Origin of the sequence: Bradyrhizobium sp. HKCCYLS3070, assembly GCF_051167575.1 — a bacterium.
GTDB lineage: Bacteria > Pseudomonadota > Alphaproteobacteria > Rhizobiales > Xanthobacteraceae > Bradyrhizobium.
Map to the genome: position 1 here is coordinate 530,186 of NZ_JBNPTI010000003.1, position 18,965 is coordinate 549,150.

Below are 18,965 nucleotides of genomic sequence, written 5' to 3' on the forward strand. Positions count from 1 at the left end.
CGGGATGCCCTTTTGGCAACCGTGATGCGGGTCACGCCAGATCCAAACCTGGTCGGCAGTTTCGGCAGGCCGATGGCTGCGGCGCCATGTCGCTCCGGTGAACGGCCGCTTCGGTGCGGGCATCATCCTGGAAATCTTGTCCGATCCTGGTCGTGTTGGCACCGCGTTAAGGAATCGTTGGCACTAATGGAAGCTAATTGAAGGAGGCGGACAGCGTTGCGTCCGCCATCGAGTGTCTCGCGTTTTCGGGAAGAGTAACCATGCGTAATGCGTTAGGCTTGCTGCTGGCCACCGTCGTCGCGGCGTTGGCGATCACCGGTGTCTGGTACTACGTATCGAAGCCCAGCGCCGCCAAGGCCGCCGCGCAGAGCGCAGCGGCGAAGCCGTCCGAGCCGGCGCCGCCTCCGGCGCGCGTCGCCGCCAAGGCCAGCTCGAAGGACGATGTCGAGACGACCGGTACCGTCTCCACGCGTATGGCGGCAAGCGCGCCGGCGCCCGTGCAGCCCAAATCGACCTGCGCCAATCCGGACGCGCTCGGCATCTCCCGCACCGTCATGGTCGACACCACCGGCGGCCCCGGTTTCGGCCTCGACCATTTCAAGCAGTTCGACTTCCTCGCCGACCACGAGGTGGTGCTGACCTTCGACGACGGCCCGTGGCCGGTCAACACGCCGGCGGTGCTGAAGGCGCTGGCCGACGAATGCACCACCGGCATCTTCTTCACGATCGGCAAGCATGCGACCTATCATCCGGAGATCCTGCGCCAGGTGCTGGCCGCCGGTCACGTCGTCGGCGTTCATACCTGGTCGCACGCCAATCTGAACGGCAAGAAGATGACCGACGAGACGGCCAAGGAGGAGCTCGAGAAGGGTTTCAGCGCTGTCAAGTTCGCGCTCGGCACCAACCCGGCGCCGTTCTTCCGCTTCCCGCAACTGCAGCACCGGTCCTCTGCCGTGGCCTATCTCGGCAGCCGCAATGTCGCGATGTTCTCCTGCGACGTCGACAGCTTCGACTTCCGCTCCAAGGATGCCGACCAGGTCGTCAACACCGTGATGACCGGGCTCGACAAGAAGGGCAAGGGCATCATCCTGATGCACGACTTCCAGAAGAACACTGCGCTGGCGCTGCCGACCCTGCTGCGGCGGCTCAAGGCCGGCGGCTACAAGGTGGTCGCGATGAAGCCGAAGGGCACGCTCGACACGCTGCCGGAATATGACGCGATGATCGGCCAGGATCCGAAGCTGCCGACGACAATGACCAATGCGCGGCCGATCTCGAGCGTGATCCAGACCATCTCGCAGTGATGCCTCGCTGCAGGGTCTCCTCGCGCGAAAGGCCGGGCATTCGCCCGGCCTTCTTCGTTTGTCGCCTATTGGCGGATGCTCACCAATAGATGCCGTGGCGATGCAGCTCGCGGACGATGCGGGCTTCGGTCCAGCTCTTGCGGCGCGTCCGGTCGGAGCGCGCCGATTTCGACCGCCGCGATGATTGCTGCACAGAGCCCGGCTGCGGTGCCGGCGCCGCAGCGGCGGCGGGCTGCGGCGGCGGCGGTGCAGCGGCAGGGGCCGCTGGCGCAACCGGTTGCGCAGCGGGCTGGACCTCGGCCGCGACGGCCGGCACCGGCGCCGGGGTGACGGTGACCTCGCCGGCTTGCTGGACGTAGGTCGGACGCGGCGCCCGCGCGGCGGCGTCGTTCGACGACAGCGACAGGCTGCGTGTGCCCTCGGCCTGCGCGACTGTGGCGGATGCGAGCACCATGGCTCCGATCAGGATCATCTTGCGCATCGAGTAAGCTCCCCTTTGTTGGCTGCGGGAAGGTTTAGGCGCCGGCGCGACCGTCCGATGTGACCCCCGTCACGCTCCGCATGGCAAGCGCGAATGAAGCCGGATGCCGGCACACGGCACTGCGGATCGGTGCGCCATCTTTCTCGAAACCTTTCCGGCGCCGCGGGGACGTCCGCTCAGGACGAGGGGAGTTCTGGACGAGCCCATCCGGAAATCCACCGGCGGCAGCACGTGGGCGGTGGGCGACACGATCCGGCACACCCGACTGTTGCTACCAAATTACCGTCAAGGCGCGGTGTTCCATGCTGCCGGTGAGATCCGGGGTTGAGGTATGATCGTATGTACGTGTACTGTTCGTTGGTGCTGTTCAGAAGCTTCGCCGAATCCGATAGGGAAGCCGATCGATTCGGGGGAAGGATGCGCGCATGCGCCGGGTGATCGTTGCAGTGTTCTTGGCGGCCGTGACGCTGCTGGCCGCCAGCGGGCCGGGCCGGGCGCAGTCCGGCGACGACAACGTCGAAGAGATCTACATTGCGCGGAGCGTGCGCCAGGGCCGCGTCGTGCCGTCGGATTTCTGCGCGCCGACCAAGACCGGCTTCGCGCCGGCGCTGGAGGATCAGCTCTCGATCCACTCCGTCGGGGTCCGGCCGGCTGACGGCCGCATGACCGAGACCGGCGACAAGAGCATCGGCGAGATGCGGGTCTGCGTCGGCCAGGCGATGGATCCGACCCTGCTCGGCACCTACACCGAGGGCCAGCTCAACGGCATCGCATTCACCGGCATCGGCGATTGCCGGCTGGTGCGTGGCAATCTGCCGGAGGACGGCCTGCTCACGCACCGCTGCTTCCTGGCGCTGTCGGGCCTGCCTGAGCCGTATGTCGGCGGCTTCCTGGTTTCGAGCTCGCTGTATTCGAAGACGCCGTTCGGCACTGAAAGTTCGCCGCCGGGCTACGCCCAGGCCGGCATCCTGGTCATCCGCCTCTGGAAGAAGCGGCTGCCCTGAGGCAGCCGTTCGCGCGCTCAGGCCGGCGAGAAGGTCTGCACGAAGGCGCGCACCGTCGCGGACACCTTGTCCTCCGAGACGTGCCAGGCGGCGCCGTCATCGGCGGCGAAGAAGCTGGAGGCGTTGGAGCCGGCCCAGCGGAACACCTCGAACGACGGCCAGTACCAGATGTCCTCGAGGTTCGAATTGTTGACGACCTCATGCGCGACCAGCCGCATCGTGCTCTTCGACAGGCAGTCGGCCTGCACCACCGATTCATATTCGAACGAGGTGAGCAGCGGCACCGGCGACACGGTGACGATCACCTTGATGCCAGGCCGGATGCTGCGGATGAACTCGATCAGATAGAGCACGTTGTCGACGTTCTCCTGCACGCTGGCGGTGCGGAACTTGTACTTCTCGGCCAGCGCCCGCGAGTTCAGCGCGGTCGGCCGCGGCAGCACGAAGGCGCCGGTCTCGCGGTCGAAGAACGCCGCGGCGACGCCGAGCGTCAGGATGAAGACGTCGGCCTGCTTGATGACGGCGAGCGTATTCTCCTTGCTCGATCCCGGCGGCAGCAACTCGACGATGCGCTCGCGGATCTCGGGATCGATCTGGGCGTCGCGCAGCCAGTCGACGAACACGCGGTTGGCGAAGGTCGTGTTGATGTACTCCGAGATCTCCATGTGGTGGCTGGCATAGCCGCTGTCGGTGAGGCTCTTGGAGAGGTTGCGCGCGAAGCACGAGCCCATGGTGAAGAAGCGGGTGCTCTTGTCGAGGAATTTCGGCGCGGCGGCGAGGTTCACCGCGATGTGGCTGGTGATCAGCGTCTGCAGGTCGCCGAGGAAGTCCTTGGTCTCCGGATAGCGTCCGACCTTGGCGCGGCCCTTGGCTTCCTTGGCCTTGCCCTTCTTGGCGTTCGACCGCGCGAGCTCCAGCGTCTCGCGGTTGATCGGGTTGTCATAGGCCGGGTTGAGCTTGATCGCCTTTTCCAGCGCCGCGACCGCTTCCTCGAATTCGTTGCCCTGGGTCAGGATCTCGCTGAGCGAGAAATAGTCGGCGGCCTGGTTGGAGGCTGCCGCGAGCTTGCGGAACAGCTCCATCGAGCGCGTGAACGGGCCGACATGGCTGCAGCGCACGGCGGCGCTGCGGATCAGGTGCAGATTGCCTTCGGTGGCCTGCTCAAAGATCTCAGGGTTCTCGTCGAGGATCGCCAGCATCATGTCGCGCGCTTCGGCGCGCTTCTTGTGTGAGCCGTCGTCGATCAGCTGCGCATAGATGAAGCGCGCGTTGATGTCCTTGGGGTCGAGCTCGAGCAGCTTCTGGAACGCGAGCTGGGCGCTGACGAAGTCCTTGTCCTCGATGTATTTGTAGGCGAGCGTCCGGATCTGGCCGACGATGGATTGAAACTGGGTGTGGCTGTCGAGGGCAGTCGTGCTCATGTCGCGGGTTCGCCTTTGTCTCGCGTTGCGTCTTCGGCCGTTGGTCCGGCGCCGCTGCCGGCAGCCGGTGCATCGCCAGTGCCGGTCGAATCGTCACGTGCACAGGCGCCATGCCCTTGCGAGAGACGTCCCACCATGACCTCTGGATACTGATCGCCACCGGCTTGGCCGCTGGCGTACGCCCGAGCGCAACCGGCACCTGCGGGATTCGAACGCGACGGACGCGTTCGTCCGGATCGCCGCCAGCCGCCAGTGCGGGCATTCATCCCGCCGCTCGCGCCGAACGATGGCGCGATTTGGGTTAAGCAATTCTTAACCGGCAAATGGAGCGCGGCGAGCGGGCGCGTCAGGAAAGGAGAGACGGGGACGGAAGGAGAGGCTGGTGCCGCAAGAGGGACTCGAACCCCCGACCCCGTCATTACGAATGACGTGCTCTACCAGCTGAGCTATTGCGGCGAACCATAGCGGCGAGCGCCCGGCACGAGGCCGGACGACGCGGACGCGCTCCTGATATCGGGCGGACGGCCCGTTGGCAAGGACAACGCGCGCGGCCGCGGCTCCGAAACGAACCGTTGTGACCGGGACGGCGGGAGGGCCTGACGGTCCTCAGCCGCCGAACCGCGACCAGAACCCGCGCCAGCCGCCGGCCTGGGCCTTGGGCGCGATCTGCTCGGCGAACTCGTCGCGGGGCTGGTCATCGTCATCGACACCGGGATCGTCCGGCGGCCGCATGATCGGCACGATCGCCTGGATCGGCGTCTCCGCCGGCCGGGCGAGATCGTTGCGGGTGCGGAACAGCGGCGTCGGCGCGGCTGCCGCCGTCTCGGCCGGCTTGGCGGCGACCGCGTTCGGCTCGGCCTCCGTCTCCGGCTCCGATTCGGCCTCGACGGGACCCGCGGCCTGCAACGGCGGCGCCGGCTCGGCGGCGACGGCCTCGATCAACCGGCTATCCTCAGCCATGTCCACAGGGATATCCACCGGCTTGTCGACAGGCTTGTCCACGGCCTCGGCCGGTTGTTCGGCCTGCTCGGGATCGGCCGCGACCACCGGCCGCGGCGGCTCGTTGTCCTGCAGCGCCGGAGTGATCACCACGGCCTCGCGCGGCGGCTCGACCGCGGCTTCGGCCACGGTGGGCCGGGCCGGCGGCGCCAGCACGGCTTCGGCGAAGGCCGAGCTTTCGATCACGCTGCTGCGCTCCGAGGGCAGGCTCGCCACCGGCGTCTGCCATTGGAAGGCGTCGAGCCGGCCGGTGACCGGCGAGATCGGCTGCCAGCGATCGCTGACATAGCCGTCCGCGGTCCAGGCCGGGTCGTGGCGGGCGCGCACCGCGCGCAGCGCCCATTCGCGCGCCTTGCCGGCGTCGCCATGCTCGGTGCGCTCCAGCTCGGCCATCAGCATCGCCACGCGCTGGGTCGGATCCTCCGTGAACGGCGCCAGCGCCTCGCGGGCGCGGCCGAATTCGGCGGCGTCGATCGCCGCGCGCGCCACCGCCAGCGCGCCTTCGACATGGCCGGGCGTCCGCGCGGCCAGGTTCTCCACCCGCGCCAGCCGCTGCGTGGCCGAATCGCCGAGCCGCACATGGGCGTAGGCATCGGCGAGATCCGGATGCGGACACGCCGCCCAGGCCGCCTCGATGATCTTCATCGCGCGCCGCACCTGGTGCGCCTCGCTCTCGAACTTCGCCGCCAGCACCGCGGCCGGCACCAGTGTCGGCGCCAGCTTCACCGCCTCCATCGCGCTCGAGCGCGACAGGTCGCGATCCCCGGTCTCCAGCGCCAGCGCGCGCGCCGTCAGCAGCACGCCGCGCTGACGGCGGTAGGTCGGCTTGTCGATCATGCCGGCGGTGTAGTTGCCGTCGAGGATCGAAAGCGCTCCGTCCCAGTCGGCCTCGGCGCAGCGGAAGCCGAGCACGGCATGCGAGGCCCAGGTGGCGTTGGGCGCCAGCCTGAGCGCTTCGTCGGCGATCATCACCGCGGCATAGGCGTCGTCGGCGCGCTGCGCCTCGATGAACAGGCCGCGCAAGCCGAGCAGGCGGGTGTCGTGGCGCTCGGCCATGGCGCGGAAGGCGCGCCGGGCGCCGTCGCGGTCGCCTTCGAGCTGCGCCGCCTGGGCGTGCAGGAGCAGCGTCAGCGGATCATCGCCGGCCAGCCGCTTGGCGGTGTCGGCGTGCTGCCGCGCCGCCGTCGAATCGCCCTGGCCGATCGCCAGCAGGCCGTGGGTGATGGCGTGGCGGCCGCGCTGATGCCGGCGGGCGCGATGCGCCTTGCGGATGCGGCCGGGCGCCCGCAGCAGTGCGCTGATCAGGTTCCAGACCAGCACGCAGGCCGCGATGGTCAGGCCGAGCGCGAGCACGAACACCGGCAAGGTCATGGCGATCCGCCACGGGCCCCAATTCAAGACGACGTCGCCGGTCTGCTCGGCGACCCAGGCCGAGCCCGCAGCGGCGAGCCCGACCAGGATGAGGAAAATGACGATCCGGAACATGTGCGTCCTTGGGCGTCCTATTGCGCGGGTTTGGCGAGCGCGGTCATCGCGTCGTCGGCGAATTTGCGGGCGGTCGACAGCGCGGCGTCGCGGGCATCGGCGCGTGCGAGCCAATCATTGGCGGGGGCGCGATCCTCCGGCGAGAGACCCTTCAGCTCGCGGCGGGCCTCGGCGAAATCGTTGCGCAGCGCCGCCGCGGTGATCCGTGCCACGACCGCGCCGCGATCGGTGCCGGCGCCGTCGGTACGTTCGACCTTGACCAGGCTCGAGGCGCCGGCCGAGAGCTTGCTGAGGATCGAAGTCCCCGTGGTGCTCTCGGGCGCCGGCGGCGAGAGCTTCGGCACGATGGTGAGCAGCTCGCGGCTCAGTGCCGCGGGGCTCGGCACGCCGGTCGTGGCGAATGCCTCCAGCGGCTTCAGCGCGGCCGCGTCGGGCGCCAGCGATCTGGCGGTGGTCAGCGCCGCTCCATAGGGATCGCCGTGACGCACGGCGACGTCGAGCAGGGTCGCGGCGACCACGCGGCGCAGCGGCGCATCGTCGGCCGGCTTGGCCGCCTCTGAGAGCTTGGCGCGCTCCTGTGCCAGCGCCGCGCTCTGGCTCTTGCTCGCCCGCTCCAGCGCGTCGATGCGCGCCGTCAGGCCGGAGAGATCGATCGGCTCGGGTGCGGGCGCCGGCGCGGAGCCGTCGCGCGGCTGCGCCCGGACATCGTTGAGGGCTGCCACGGTCTTGTCGGCCTGCGCGCGCAGGCCGGCGACGTCGTTGCGCAGCGCTGCAATCGTCTTGTCGGCGGCATCGAGCCGGCCGGTCACGGCGCCGTCCGGCTTGCCGACGCGCTGCTCCAGCCCGGCGACGCGGGAGGTGAGCTCGTCGATAGCGGCGGACTGCGGCGAGATCGCCGAGGGCGGCTGCACGGGCGGCCAGCCGAGCATCCAGCCGACGCCGATCACCAGCGCGGCCGCGGCCGCGCCGGAGAACGGTGCGATGATCCAGGGCGACACCGGACGCGGCGGCGGGGGTGGAGGAAGCTCGGCGTGCGGCGGCTCGGCCGCGGCGACCGTCTCCTCGGGCGTCTCGCTGGCGGCCGATTCCGGTTCGGCGTCACCGGCGCCATGCGGATGCGACTGGCTCGCCGCGCCCGACGACCCCTCGGCCAAGGCTTCGGCCGGGGCCGACCAGGGCGACGTGGTCGGCCGCTCGGCCGCGCTCTCGCTGGCCGACGGGCGCTCCTCGCGCGAGGTCGGCTCCAAATCGATGGTCGGCGGTGGCCGTTTCGGCCGCCCGGTGTCGGAGGCCGGTGCAGCGGTGTCGGGTTCATCGACCATGGTGGAAGTTCCCTGGCTGAGGCAAGATTGAGCAGGCCCTCTTACGCCATTCACGACCGTAGCGCACGGGTCAGGCCCTCCAGCATGTCGTTTTCATCCGGATGCGCCGCGATTGTGACCTGGGTGGCGCCGGCCTCGCGCAGCACCTCGGCGACATTGGCCGACAGGCAGCCATGCGGCACCGCCAGCGCCGAGATTTCGACGCCGTCGGCGCGGATGGCCGCCACGAACGCAACCGCGCTCCGCCGCGAATAATGCAGCACCGCCTCGATCCGGTTGGCTGCGAAGGCGTCGCAGACCTCGCGCGGCAGGGTGGTCACCTGCGCCATGCGATAGACGGTCTGGGTGATCACATCGAAGCCGCGCTCGGCGAGCTCGGAGGCGAGGTCGCGCGAGATGTCGGCGCCGGCGAGATAGAGCAGGGTGGCCCTGGCCTCGATGACGCCGCTGTCTGCGATCAGGTCGCGCAACGCGGTCGCATCGGCCGCGGCCGAGATCACCTGCGTGAAGCCGGCCTCGCGTGCGGCTGCGGCCGTCCGGTCGCCGACCGCGAACAGCGGCAGGCGCAGCAAGGCGGACGCCCTGAGCTGCGGCGCCGCCGCGCGCAGCGCGTTCGATGACGTCACGATCAGTCCGGCGGCATCGCCGCCGACGTCCGGCGGCAGCGCGACCGGCTCGAAGCGCAGCATCGGCGCCAGCAGCACCTCGAAGCCACGCGCGCGCAGGGCGCTCGCGGTGCGTTCATTGTCCGGGGCGGGACGGGTCACCAGCACGGCCATGTGCTATGCTCCCGTCGACCACGGATCGGCCGGGCTGCAACGGACGGACGATTGCACCTGGCGACCTCGTGGTGTTAGGCGGTTCTGCGCACTCATAATGACCAAAAGGGTTGAGATTGGGTAACGAATCGCAAACGCTCGTGCTGGGCATCGAAACCACCTGCGACGAGACCGCCGCGGCGGTGGTGGCGCGTGATTCGGACGGCAAGGGGCAGATCCTTTCCAATGTTGTGCGCTCGCAGACCGACGAGCATGCCATCTATGGCGGCGTGGTTCCCGAGATCGCCGCGCGCGCCCATGTCGACATGCTCGACCATCTCATCGACGCGGCGATGCGCGAGGCCGGCATCGACTATGCCGCGCTCGGCGGCGTCGCGGCGGCGGCCGGGCCGGGCCTGATCGGCGGCGTCATCGTCGGCCTCACCACCGCCAAGGCGATCGCGATGGTGCACGACACGCCGCTGATCGCGGTCAACCATCTCGAGGCGCATGCGCTGACGCCGCGCCTCACCGATGCAATCGACTTCCCCTATTGCCTGTTCCTGGCCTCCGGCGGCCACACCCAGATCGTCGCGGTCGCCGGCGTCGGCGATTATGTCAGGCTCGGCACCACCGTCGACGACGCGATGGGCGAGGCGTTCGACAAGGTCGCGAAGATGCTGGGTCTGCCCTATCCGGGCGGACCACAGGTCGAGCAGGCCGCGCGCAACGGCGACGGTCAGCGCTTTGCCTTCCCGCGTCCGATGCAGGGCCGCAGCGATGCCAATTTCTCGCTGTCCGGGCTGAAGACCGCCGTGCGTAACGAGATCGGCCGGCTCGGCAAGGTGAGCGAGCAGGACATCGCCGACCTCTGCGCCAGCTTCCAGGCCGCGGTGCTGGACTCGACCGCCGACCGCCTGCGCGTCGGCCTCGATCTGTTCAAGCAGCGTTTCGGCGCGCCGACCGCGCTGGTGGCCGCCGGCGGTGTCGCCGCCAACCAGGCGATCCGCGGCGCACTCGACGATGTCGCGCAGCAGGCCGGCACCCGCCTGATCATGCCGCCGCCGGCGCTGTGCACCGACAATGGCGCGATGATCGCCTGGGCCGGGCTGGAGCGGTTGGCGCTAGGGATGGTGGACGGCATGGACGCCGCGCCGCGCGCGCGCTGGCTGCTGGATGCCAATGCCAGCGTGCCGGGCAAGTTCGCGAATACGCGGGCGGGGTTTTGAGGGTGATGGAATTGCTTTTTCATCCTGCACGAAGCGGCTGGATCGCCCTCGGCTGTGATGTGGCAAGCTCCTGCACCATACGCGGTGCGCTCCCCTCCCCCTTGCGGGGAGGGGTCGGGGGTGGGGGTGGCTCCATAAAAATTCTCGCTCGTGGCACCCCCCTCCCCAACCCTCCCCCGCAAGGGGGGAGGGAGCGCAGCCGAATCCGCGGCGAATGACTCGTTTCCAAACGATCTCCATCGTCGGCGCCGGTGCGTGGGGCACGGCGCTCGCCGCCGTCGCCGCGCGTGCCGGCCGTGAGGTCACGCTCTACGCGCGCGACAGCCACCACGCCGCGCGCATCTCTGCTGCCCGCGAAAACCCGCGACTGCCCGGCATTCCGCTCGCCCCCAGCATCGCCGTGACCGCCGATCTCGCCGAGGCCGCCCGCGCCGACGCCGTTCTCATCGTTGTCCCCGCCCAGCATCTGCGCGGTGCGGTCATGCATCTCGCCCCGCTGCTCCGTCCGGGCACGCCGCTCGTCGCCTGCGCCAAGGGCATCGAGCACGGCACCCATAAATTCATGACCGAGGTGATCGCGGAGGCCGCGCCGAACGCGATCCCGGTGATCCTGTCCGGCCCGAGCTTCGCCGACGACGTCGCGCGAGGGCTGCCGACCGCGGTGACGCTCGCCGCGCCCGACGAGGCGCTCGCGGCCGACCTCGTCCATGCGCTGGGTTCGCCGACCTTCCGGCCCTATCATTCGACCGACGTGCGCGGCGTCGAGATCGGCGGCGCCGCCAAGAACGTGCTGGCGATCGCCGCCGGCATCGTTGCCGGCCGCAATCTCGGCGCCTCGGCGCTGGCGGCGCTGACCACGCGCGGCTTCGCCGAGTTGGTGCGGCTCGGCCGCGCCTATGGCGCGCGCAGCGAGACCTTGACCGGCCTGTCCGGCCTCGGCGACCTGATCCTCACCTGCGCCGGTCCGCAATCGCGCAACTTCGCCGCCGGCCTCGCGCTCGGCCGCGGCGAGCCGCTGCCCGCGGGCAAGCTCGCCGAGGGACAATACACCGCGCCCGTGCTGGTCGAACTCGCCACCTCGCGCGGCGTCGAGATGCCGGTGGCGCAGGCGGTCGCCGCCATTCTCGCCGGCACCGTGACGATCGATGCCGCGATCGAGGCGCTGATGATGCGCCCATTCAAGGCGGAGGAGTGAGGGCCGCCGCGCGACCGACGTCATCCAGCACGACGCTCTCTCCGCCGTCATGCCCGCGCTTGTCGCGGGCATCCATGTCTTGGATAATGCGCCGAGCAGTGCGACGTGGATGGCCGGGACCTCCCAGCGCTTCGCGCTTTTGCCTGGCCAGGACGAGTGGAAAGAGACGACCATCATGAACTACTGGCTGGTGAAATCCGAACCCTCGGTATGGTCGTGGGACCAGCAGGTGGCGAAGGGCGCGAAGGGGGAGGCCTGGACCGGCGTGCGCAACTACACGGCGCGGCAGAACCTGGTGGCGATGAAGAAGGGCGACCTCGCCTTCTATTATCATTCCAACGAGGGCAAGGAGATCGTCGGCATCGCCGAGATCATCAAGGAAGCCTATCCTGATCCGACCGACAAGACCGGCAAGTTCGTCTGCGTCGACATCAAGGCGCACAAGCCCTTCAAGACCCCGGTGACGCTCGCCGCGATCAAGGCCGACAAGATGCTGAGCGAGATGGCGCTGGTGAAGCAGTCGCGGCTGTCGGTGCAGCCGGTCACGCCTGCGGAATGGAAGCACGTCTGCAAGCTGGGCGGCGTGTAGGGGCGCAAGGGCTTGTGAGACGCGCAAGGCGTTAGCGCCATTCGTGGTAGCTCCGGACCTGTGGCTGCCATGGGTAGGCTGCGTCCTTTCAGGCGCCGCGCGATGATGCTACGTTCAGTTGTGGCAGGGAGCACCTGCTTCCTGCTCCATACCGAACAGGAGACCGACATGTCTGACAGCGTCTACAAAGTCATCGAGCTGATCGGTACCAGCAGCGAATCTTGGGAAAGGGCAGCTACCAACGCCGTCGAGCAGGCGGCGAAGACACTCCGAGACCTGCGTGTCGCAGAAGTGGTCCAGCTCGATATGCAGCTCGACGCGAAGGGGAAGGTGGAAGCCTATCGAGCCAAGCTCAACGTGTCGTTCAAGTTCGAAGGCGCATGAGCTGACCATCGACTTGCGTTGTCGTTCGCCGGACTATCGGCCCGCGGCAAGGTTTGAGCCTGCAATCCGGTGTCGTGCCCGGCATCGGGGGCATGACCGTGGACGTCCCGGTTCGGCTTCCCCGGGGATGGCGAGGCGGGACGGACCACAAGCCTGTCATACGGAAATTGCCCGTCGCGCCGGTTATGTCGCAGGGCAGCGCCGCTGCATGACGATCGGGAGTTCGGATCAGAGATCGAGACCTTTCTTCCTCAGTTCATCGACCATCTGCTTCCTGATCTCTTCGCCGAGAGCTTGACCAAATTTCTGCCCGGCAATGCTCGACTCCTGGGTGACGGACGGCAGCTTCTGCAGGACTCTTTGACCTGTCGGGGTCCTGTAGAACTCAGCCATGGTCCTGAGGTCGTCCGCCGAGAAGTTCCTGGCATAGACGACCGCGATCGCATCCGAGAATTCGGAAACCCTGCCCTGAAAGGCCTGGGTGAACTTCGGGATCAACGCATCATATTGCAGAGCGACCTCGGCGCGCCCCTGGACGATCGTCGGTCTCAGGTTCTTCAGAACGATCGGCAACAGGGCTGTCGCCTGGTCATTCATATGCATCACGGAGACCAGCTCTTTCGCGGCCGCCAAGGACTCCTGTGATGTCGCTTGGGCTCTTGCCGATGGCGGCGTTGCGGCGGTGAGCCAGATGGCGGAGGCGACGACTGCGTACCGACAGCGATGCTTCATCCTGATCCCCATGTGCCGGCTGCAGCGGCGATCGCTGTTACGGCCGGGTTCCAATTCTTAAGATCAGCCGGAGCCAGCGAACAGTACCGCTAAGCTGTGTTTTCTGCCGCTGCAACCGGATTGGCATCCCCGCGCTATTGTGCGGATCAAAGCCTGCTCTGTTGCCCGTCGGGCAGTTTCCGCATTCCCGACATGCGCGAGTTGCCCGTCGTGTTAGTTTGTCGCACGCTGTCGGCATTGCACCGTCGGGCAAATCACCTGCACATTTCCGCACGTCCCTGCTGCCGCATGAGGGACGTTTCGCGACCGTCACGGATCGTTGGCAGTGGGATGCGATGGGCGTGGGTCGACGCAGCGTGAGCTGATCGCGCGGACGAACGGCGATGCACGCACGGTCAAGTCGCGCGGTCCTGATATCCCGACGCTGATATCAAGCGGGTGCCGATACCCTCAGCGTGTCGCGCTCGTGATGGTGGCCAGACAGCCCGGCGCACCAGGGAGAACGCGAAGCAGCCGTTAAAACCAATCGCGCAGGGAGGGCCGGGTGTGTTCGGCCAGACCTGTGGTGCCTGCCGCCAGCATTTTCTTTCGCTGGCGGGCCACGGGCGCGGCCAGCGCCCGGCCTTCCCTGCGCCCTCTGTTTGAGGAGGGCGATAGTTTCAGCACAGCTCGGGCGCGGATGCGTCGCGGGGTGAACACGCACGTATTCAACTCTGTCTCGAAGGCAACGCTGCCAACGCCAACCTCCGCCGTCGTCCCTGCGAACGCAGGGACCCATAACCACAGGGTTCAGTTGTTTTGCACGGGACTCGCCGCCTGCCTCTTACAAACATCACGCGGTATGGGTCCCTGCGTTCGCAGGGACGACATCGGCTATTTGGCGCGCGCTCGGCCCTCACGATCCAAACAAAAAGAAAGGGGCCCCAGCTTGCGCTGGAGCCCCTCAACGGTCAGGGCATTGCCGGGTATTTGCCCGAACCGAAGTTGCGGACCTGGTCGCGTACGACCAAGTCCCGGGAGAACTCAGTAGTTGTAGGCGCGCTCGCCGTGGTCGGTGATGTCGAGACCCTCGCGCTCCTGCTCCACGGTCGGGCGCAGGCCGATGATCACGTCGACGACCTTGTAGAGGATCGCCGAGCCGACACCCGACCATACCAGCGTGGCGACGACAGCCTTGATCTGCGCCAGCATCTGCGTGGCGAAGTCGTAGGTGCCGGCGTTGTTGCCGGTGATGTTGGTGTAGTCGGTGATGCCGACGCCACCCAGGGCCGGGTTGACCAGGATGCCGGTGGCCAGAGCGCCGATGATGCCGCCGATGCAGTGCACGCCGAACACGTCGAGCGCGTCGTCATAGCCCAGCGCGTTCTTCACGGTGGAGACGAAGAACAGGCAGACCGGGGAGACGATCAGGCCGAGCACCAGCGCGCCGATCGGACCGGCATAACCGGAGGCCGGGGTAACGGCGACGAGACCGGCGACCGCGCCCGAGCAGATGCCGAGCAGCGACGGCTTGCCCTTGACGGCCCATTCGCACAGCAGCCAGGACAGCGCCGCACCGGCGGTCGCGACCATGGTGTTGACGAAGGCCAGGGCGGTGACGCCGTTCGATTCCAGGTTGGAGCCGGCATTGAAGCCGAACCAGCCGACCCACAGCAGCGCGGCGCCGATCATGGTCATGGTCAGCGAGTGCGGAGCCATCAGCTCCTTGCCGTAGCCGGTGCGCTTGCCGATCAGAACCGCGCCCACCAGACCGGCAATGCCGGCGTTGATGTGAACGACGGTGCCGCCCGCGAAGTCGAGAGCGCCGGCGCCGGCGAGCCAGCCGACAGCACCGGTGACTTCGTCGAGCTTGGCCTGGGCGGCGGTCTTGGCGGCAGCGTCGCCAGCGGCAGCGAGAGCCTTGGCAGCAGCAGCGACGTCATCGGGAGCTGCGATGTACCAGACCCAGTGCGCGATCGGGAAGTAGATGAAGGTCACCCAGAGGAGGATGAACAGCATCACCGCCGAGAACTTGATGCGTTCGGCGAAGGCGCCGACGATCAGGGCCGGGGTGATCATCGCGAAGGTCATCTGGAACACGAAGTAGGCCAGCTCCGGGATCACCACGCCGTTCGAGAAGGTCGGAACGGTCGAGTTGGCGTCGACGCCGTGCAGGAAGGCCTTGGAGAAGCCGCCCACCCACGAGGTCATGCTGCCGCCGTCGGTGAAGGCGAGCGAGTAGCCGTAGAGCGTCCAGACCACGCCGACCATGGCGACGATCGCGAACACCTGGGTGAGGACCGAGGCCATGTTCTTGGTGCGGACGAGGCCGCCATAGAACAGCGCGAGGCCGGGGATGGACATCATCAGGACGAGCGCGCTGGACACGAGCATCCAGGCGACGTCGCCCTTGTTGGGAACGGGGGCGGCTGCGGCAGCGGCGGCAGGCGCGTCCTCGGCGAACGCCACATCGACGAGGCCTGCGACGCAGAGCCCTGCAATTGCGAGCGTAACCCATCCCGCGCTGGTTGGACGCTTGAACGTCATTTTATTGTACTCCGTAAGTGTTCTGGTTTGAGCGCGAAATCAAAGGGCCGCAGCGTCCGCTTCGCCGGTGCGGATACGCACGGCGTGGTCGAGGCTGATGACGAAGATCTTGCCGTCGCCGATCTGGCCGGTCTTGGCGGCCGAGCTGATCGCATCGATGGTCTTGTCGACCTGGTCGGAGGGGATCGCGACCTCGATCTTGATCTTGGGCAGGAAGCTCACCGCATATTCGGCGCCGCGGTAGATTTCCGTATGACCTTTCTGACGGCCGTACCCCTTCACTTCCGTCACCGTGAGACCATGAACGCCGATGGCGGTCAGGGCGTCCCGGACTTCTTCGAGCTTGAATGGCTTAATGATCGCCATAACAATTTTCATGGGTCCTATCCCCGCTTGGGCCCGGCACGGACGTTACCGAGCGCTTCCTGTCGACTGAGGTTCACCACGCGGAGAAATCTTCACGACGCGGGCACAGCCGGGAGCGATAGAATCAAATGCCGTGCCAGACGGCTGGTCAGGGCTAACGAGCGGTGAATCCTGGCCTTTTCACCCCTCGGGAGGGGCAGCAGGGGCTGCGCTATTCCGTCGCGCTCAAGGAATGGGCAGGAATGCGCAAAAGTTGCGCATGTCAGGCTCAAGACACAATGCTGCTCAGCGCGCGGGCAGAATCCTGCGGCGCCGAACAGGTCAATTGGCGTCAATTGCTGCAGCTATTGCAGCGCCTCGCCATGCTGGGAGATGTCGAGTCCTTCCAGCTCGTGCTCACGCGACACCCGCAGCGGCACGAAGGCGCTGACCAGCTTCAGGAGCCCCCAGGTGACGCCGCCCGACCACACCAGGGTGACGGCGACGCCGTAGAGCTGGGCCGCAAGCTGCTTCGGGTTGCCCTCGATCAGCCCCGCCGTGCCGCCGATCGCGGCGGTCGCGAACACGCCGGCCAGCACGGTGCCGGTGAGGCCGCCGACGCCGTGGACGCCGAACACGTCGAGCGAATCGTCATAGTTGAAGCGGTGCTTCAGCGAGGTGCAGGCCCAGTAGCAGATGATACCGGCGAGCGCGCCGATCACCAGCCCATGCCAGGGGGCGACGAAGCCGGACGCGGGCGTGATGGTGCCGAGGCCGGCCACCGCGCCCGAGATCATGCCGAGCACAGACGGCTTGCGCCGCGTCGACCATTCCAGCGCGCCCCAGGTGACGGCGCCGGCGCAGGCGGCCAGATGCGTCGTCAGGATCGCCATCACCGCATGCGCATTCGCCCCGAGCGCCGAGCCGCCATTGAAGCCGAACCAGCCGACCCAGAGCAGGCCGGTGCCGACCACCGCGAGCGACAGGTCGAACGGCGAGAGGTTCTCACTGCCGTAGCCCTGGCGCCGTCCCATCACCAGCGCGGCGACCAATCCCGCGGTGCCCGCGGAGAGATGCACGACGAGACCGCCGGCGAAGTCGACCACGCCGGCCTGCGCGAGAAAGCCGCCGCCCCAGATCCAATGCGCCAGTGGCACATAGACGAAGATGAACCATGCGATGCTGAACAGGAGGTAGGCGGAGAAGCGCATGCGGTCGGCGACCGAGCCCGCCACCAGCGCCACCGTGATGATCGCGAACGTCATCTGGTACAGCATGAACAGCGACTCGGGGATCGTCTTGGCGCCGGGATGGACGCTGTCCATGCCCATGCCGGCGAGGAAGGCGCGGTCGAGCGAGCCGATCCAGGTGCCGTCGCCGACGAAGGCCAGCGAGTAGCCGAATGCGACCCACAGGATCGAGATCAGCATCACGGCTGCGAGGCTCTGCGCCATCGTCGCCAGTACGTTCTTCTTGCGCACCATGCCCGAGTAGAACAGCGCCAGACCCGGAATGGTCATCATCAGCACCAAAGCGGTGGCGACGATCATCCAGGCGGTGTCGGCCGGTTCGATCGTGGACGGCGCTGCGGCCGCTGCTGGCGTGGTGAAGGCAATCGCTCCCGCTGCAGCCAATGCTGCAGACGCGCGCAGGCTACGAGACGCGCTGGTCTCCATGACAGTCCCCCCGGCATGTCAGATGTTAGGATTTTGCAGTCCGCCGCGCCGTTGCGGCGGGCGTGCAGCCGTTGCGGCTGCTTGACGGGCTTAGAGTGCGTCGGTGTCGGTTTCGCCGGTGCGGATGCGGCGGGCATGATCGATCGGCGTCACGAAGATCTTGCCGTCGCCGATCTGGCCGGTGCGCGCGTGCGTCGTGATCACCTCGACCGCCTTCTCGGCGATGTCCGAGTTGACCGCGATCTCGATGCGCAGCTTGGGCAGGAAGTTCACGATATATTCGGCGCCCCGGTAGATCTCGGTATGGCCCTTCTGGCGACCGTAGCCCTTGACCTCGGTGACGGTCATGCCGTGGACGCCGATCGCGGTGAGGGCTTGGCGCACCTCGTCGAGCTTGAAGGGTTTGATGATCGCGACGACGAGCTTCATGGGCGGGCCCTGGTTTCCTCAGGTAGGAGCAGCCTGTTTCGGAGGCAGGCTTGGGATGGCCATTTTGGCCTGTTCCTAGGCAAATGGCACAAAATCAGCGCAGCGTTAAGCGAAAACGTCAAGGAGTGACGGATATCACTGAACGGAACGCGACATCGCCCGACAGACTGAAGACGTTTTCCTGCCATCCCACATTCAAGGACATCCCATGTCGAATCGTTCCTGGTATTACGCGGCGCAAGGCCAGCAACAGGGCCCCATTTCGGAAGACGAACTGCGCGACCTGATCGCCCGGGGTGTCGTCACGGCCGAGACGCTGCTGTGGAGCGACGGCATGGCCGGCTGGGAGAAGGCCGGGCGCATTCCCGGCCTGATGTCGGGCGTGCCGAGCATCTCCCCCGGCGTCCCGCCCGCGTTCGAGGCCGGCGTGCCTGCGTCGGGCGGCGCGCTCTCGGTCAAGCTGGACACCTGGTCCTATCTCGGCTGGACACTGCTGTATGTCGTCGGCCAGTTCCTGGTGGTGATCACGCCCTGGACCGCTGTCTATCTCTACCGCTACGTGATCGAGCGGATGCGGGTGCCCGGCCGGCCGAACCTCACCTTCACCGGCCAGCCGCTCGACATCTGGTACGTCTTCATCGCGATGGGCGTGCTGGCCTATGTCGGCCTCAGCGACCGGCCGATCCTCAACCTGATCTCGCTGGTTGCCCCGGCGTTCCTGGGCTGGATGGTGCTGCGCTGGCTGCTGAGCAACCTCGCTTCGAATGGCGAGCGGTTGCCGATCCATTTCGAAGGCAGCCCCGTCGTCTATGCCGGCTGGTACCTGCTGATGATCGTGTCGGGCATCACCGTCATCGGCTGGGCCTGGGTGCTGACCGCCTGGATGCGCTGGGTCTGCCGCAACATCCAGGGGACGCGGCGCGAGGTCGTGTTCACCGGCTCGGGCCTGCAGGTGCTGTGGCGCACCTTCGCGTTCGTGCTCGGCTGCTCGGTGATCATTCCGATCCCGTGGCTGCTGCGCTGGTACAGCGCCTGGTACGTGTCGCAATTCGCGGTCGTCCCGCGGACGGCACAGCCGGTGTGATG

Annotated in this window: 17 protein-coding genes and 1 tRNA gene; 7 read left to right on the top strand and 11 right to left on the bottom strand. The window is 67.4% G+C overall.

Annotation, left to right across the window (positions count from 1 at the left end; translation table 11 throughout):
* Positions 1–260: 260 nt before the first annotated feature.
* On the top strand, positions 261–1,304 hold the full coding sequence (locus tag ACQR03_RS14950; RefSeq protein ID WP_315716724.1) for a polysaccharide deacetylase family protein: 1,044 nt from the start codon (positions 261–263) through the stop codon (positions 1,302–1,304).
* A gap of 79 nt (positions 1,305–1,383) precedes the next feature.
* On the opposite strand, the gene ACQR03_RS14955 is transcribed toward ACQR03_RS14950, so the two are convergent.
* Positions 1,384–1,785: a hypothetical protein gene (locus ACQR03_RS14955; RefSeq protein WP_316166446.1), complete on the bottom strand. Its 402-nt coding sequence runs from the start codon at positions 1,783–1,785 to the stop codon at positions 1,384–1,386.
* A gap of 425 nt (positions 1,786–2,210) precedes the next feature.
* Between ACQR03_RS14955 and ACQR03_RS14960 the strand changes: the two genes are divergently transcribed.
* Positions 2,211–2,789 carry a hypothetical protein gene (locus ACQR03_RS14960; protein ID WP_315716722.1) on the top strand — a complete coding sequence of 193 codons (579 nt, stop codon included), beginning with the start codon at positions 2,211–2,213 and terminating at the stop codon, positions 2,787–2,789.
* A 17-nt stretch (positions 2,790–2,806) separates the two neighbouring features.
* Here the strand turns inward: ACQR03_RS14960 and ACQR03_RS14965 are convergent, their stop codons facing one another.
* The 5 genes from ACQR03_RS14965 to ACQR03_RS14985 all read right to left on the bottom strand — a co-directional run bounded on the left by ACQR03_RS14965 (position 2,807) and on the right by ACQR03_RS14985 (position 8,795).
* Positions 2,807–4,210, bottom strand: coding sequence for a GSCFA domain-containing protein (locus ACQR03_RS14965; RefSeq protein ID WP_315716721.1), 1,404 nt, complete (start codon positions 4,208–4,210; stop codon positions 2,807–2,809).
* A gap of 380 nt (positions 4,211–4,590) precedes the next feature.
* Positions 4,591–4,666 (bottom strand) — tRNA-Thr (locus ACQR03_RS14970).
* Positions 4,667–4,816: 150 nt separating this feature from the next.
* On the bottom strand, positions 4,817–6,694 hold the full coding sequence (locus tag ACQR03_RS14975; RefSeq protein ID WP_316169977.1) for a heme biosynthesis protein HemY: 1,878 nt from the start codon (positions 6,692–6,694) through the stop codon (positions 4,817–4,819).
* 17 nt (positions 6,695–6,711) lie between these two features.
* A complete protein-coding gene (locus ACQR03_RS14980) occupies positions 6,712–8,016 on the bottom strand; it encodes a COG4223 family protein (protein WP_316173422.1) in 1,305 nt (434 codons plus the stop codon).
* Between the two features lie 50 nt (positions 8,017–8,066).
* A complete protein-coding gene (locus tag ACQR03_RS14985) occupies positions 8,067–8,795 on the bottom strand; it encodes a uroporphyrinogen-III synthase (protein ID WP_315825732.1) in 729 nt (242 codons plus the stop codon).
* Positions 8,796–8,935: 140 nt separating this feature from the next.
* Between ACQR03_RS14985 and tsaD the strand changes: the two genes are divergently transcribed.
* The 4 genes from tsaD (at position 8,936) to ACQR03_RS15005 (ending at position 12,171) form a co-directional block, all read left to right on the top strand.
* Positions 8,936–10,003, top strand: coding sequence for a tRNA (adenosine(37)-N6)-threonylcarbamoyltransferase complex transferase subunit TsaD (tsaD, locus tag ACQR03_RS14990; RefSeq protein ID WP_315715842.1), 1,068 nt, complete (start codon positions 8,936–8,938; stop codon positions 10,001–10,003).
* 214 nt (positions 10,004–10,217) lie between these two features.
* Positions 10,218–11,198: an NAD(P)H-dependent glycerol-3-phosphate dehydrogenase gene (locus ACQR03_RS14995; RefSeq protein WP_315750570.1), complete on the top strand. Its 981-nt coding sequence runs from the start codon at positions 10,218–10,220 to the stop codon at positions 11,196–11,198.
* 175 nt (positions 11,199–11,373) lie between these two features.
* Positions 11,374–11,787, top strand: coding sequence for an EVE domain-containing protein (locus ACQR03_RS15000; protein WP_315750837.1), 414 nt, complete (start codon positions 11,374–11,376; stop codon positions 11,785–11,787).
* A 168-nt stretch (positions 11,788–11,955) separates the two neighbouring features.
* A complete protein-coding gene (locus ACQR03_RS15005) occupies positions 11,956–12,171 on the top strand; it encodes a dodecin family protein (RefSeq protein ID WP_042340486.1) in 216 nt (71 codons plus the stop codon).
* Between the two features lie 228 nt (positions 12,172–12,399).
* Here the strand turns inward: ACQR03_RS15005 and ACQR03_RS15010 are convergent, their stop codons facing one another.
* From ACQR03_RS15010 to ACQR03_RS15030, 5 genes are all read right to left on the bottom strand, one after another.
* Complete coding sequence (locus ACQR03_RS15010) at positions 12,400–12,903, bottom strand: DUF2059 domain-containing protein (RefSeq protein ID WP_434841501.1); 504 nt, start codon at positions 12,901–12,903, stop codon at positions 12,400–12,402.
* 1,023 nt (positions 12,904–13,926) lie between these two features.
* Positions 13,927–15,429, bottom strand: coding sequence for an ammonium transporter (locus ACQR03_RS15015; RefSeq protein WP_315715845.1), 1,503 nt, complete (start codon positions 15,427–15,429; stop codon positions 13,927–13,929).
* A 39-nt stretch (positions 15,430–15,468) separates the two neighbouring features.
* Complete coding sequence (locus ACQR03_RS15020; RefSeq protein WP_006611147.1) at positions 15,469–15,807, bottom strand: P-II family nitrogen regulator; 339 nt, start codon at positions 15,805–15,807, stop codon at positions 15,469–15,471.
* Positions 15,808–16,139: 332 nt separating this feature from the next.
* Entirely contained in the window at positions 16,140–17,450 is a 1,311-nt protein-coding gene (locus ACQR03_RS15025; protein WP_315715846.1) for an ammonium transporter, read from the bottom strand.
* Between the two features lie 90 nt (positions 17,451–17,540).
* Positions 17,541–17,879: a P-II family nitrogen regulator gene (locus tag ACQR03_RS15030; RefSeq protein ID WP_172112996.1), complete on the bottom strand. Its 339-nt coding sequence runs from the start codon at positions 17,877–17,879 to the stop codon at positions 17,541–17,543.
* 208 nt (positions 17,880–18,087) lie between these two features.
* Between ACQR03_RS15030 and ACQR03_RS15035 the strand changes: the two genes are divergently transcribed.
* Positions 18,088–18,963 (top strand): DUF4339 domain-containing protein, encoded by an 876-nt coding sequence (locus tag ACQR03_RS15035; protein WP_315750571.1) that lies wholly within the window; start codon positions 18,088–18,090, stop codon positions 18,961–18,963.
* The last annotated feature ends 2 nt before the right edge of the window (positions 18,964–18,965 follow it).

Bases quoted from the DNA above. Each gene is read 5' to 3' on its own strand.
- ACQR03_RS14950 (WP_315716724.1), top strand. From the start codon at position 261: ATGCGTAATGCGTTAGGCTTGCTGCTGGCCACCGTCGTCGCGGCGTTG.
- ACQR03_RS14955 (WP_316166446.1), bottom strand. From the start codon at position 1,785: ATGCGCAAGATGATCCTGATCGGAGCCATGGTGCTCGCATCCGCCACA.
- ACQR03_RS14960 (WP_315716722.1), top strand. From the start codon at position 2,211: ATGCGCCGGGTGATCGTTGCAGTGTTCTTGGCGGCCGTGACGCTGCTG.
- ACQR03_RS14965 (WP_315716721.1), bottom strand. From the start codon at position 4,210: ATGAGCACGACTGCCCTCGACAGCCACACCCAGTTTCAATCCATCGTC.
- ACQR03_RS14975 (WP_316169977.1), bottom strand. From the start codon at position 6,694: ATGTTCCGGATCGTCATTTTCCTCATCCTGGTCGGGCTCGCCGCTGCG.
- ACQR03_RS14980 (WP_316173422.1), bottom strand. From the start codon at position 8,016: ATGGTCGATGAACCCGACACCGCTGCACCGGCCTCCGACACCGGGCGG.
- ACQR03_RS14985 (WP_315825732.1), bottom strand. From the start codon at position 8,795: ATGGCCGTGCTGGTGACCCGTCCCGCCCCGGACAATGAACGCACCGCG.
- ACQR03_RS14995 (WP_315750570.1), top strand. From the start codon at position 10,218: ATGACTCGTTTCCAAACGATCTCCATCGTCGGCGCCGGTGCGTGGGGC.
- ACQR03_RS15000 (WP_315750837.1), top strand. From the start codon at position 11,374: ATGAACTACTGGCTGGTGAAATCCGAACCCTCGGTATGGTCGTGGGAC.
- ACQR03_RS15005 (WP_042340486.1), top strand. From the start codon at position 11,956: ATGTCTGACAGCGTCTACAAAGTCATCGAGCTGATCGGTACCAGCAGC.
- ACQR03_RS15010 (WP_434841501.1), bottom strand. From the start codon at position 12,903: ATGAAGCATCGCTGTCGGTACGCAGTCGTCGCCTCCGCCATCTGGCTC.
- ACQR03_RS15015 (WP_315715845.1), bottom strand. From the start codon at position 15,429: ATGACGTTCAAGCGTCCAACCAGCGCGGGATGGGTTACGCTCGCAATT.
- ACQR03_RS15020 (WP_006611147.1), bottom strand. From the start codon at position 15,807: ATGAAAATTGTTATGGCGATCATTAAGCCATTCAAGCTCGAAGAAGTC.
- ACQR03_RS15025 (WP_315715846.1), bottom strand. From the start codon at position 17,450: ATGGAGACCAGCGCGTCTCGTAGCCTGCGCGCGTCTGCAGCATTGGCT.
- ACQR03_RS15030 (WP_172112996.1), bottom strand. From the start codon at position 17,879: ATGAAGCTCGTCGTCGCGATCATCAAACCCTTCAAGCTCGACGAGGTG.
- ACQR03_RS15035 (WP_315750571.1), top strand. From the start codon at position 18,088: ATGTCGAATCGTTCCTGGTATTACGCGGCGCAAGGCCAGCAACAGGGC.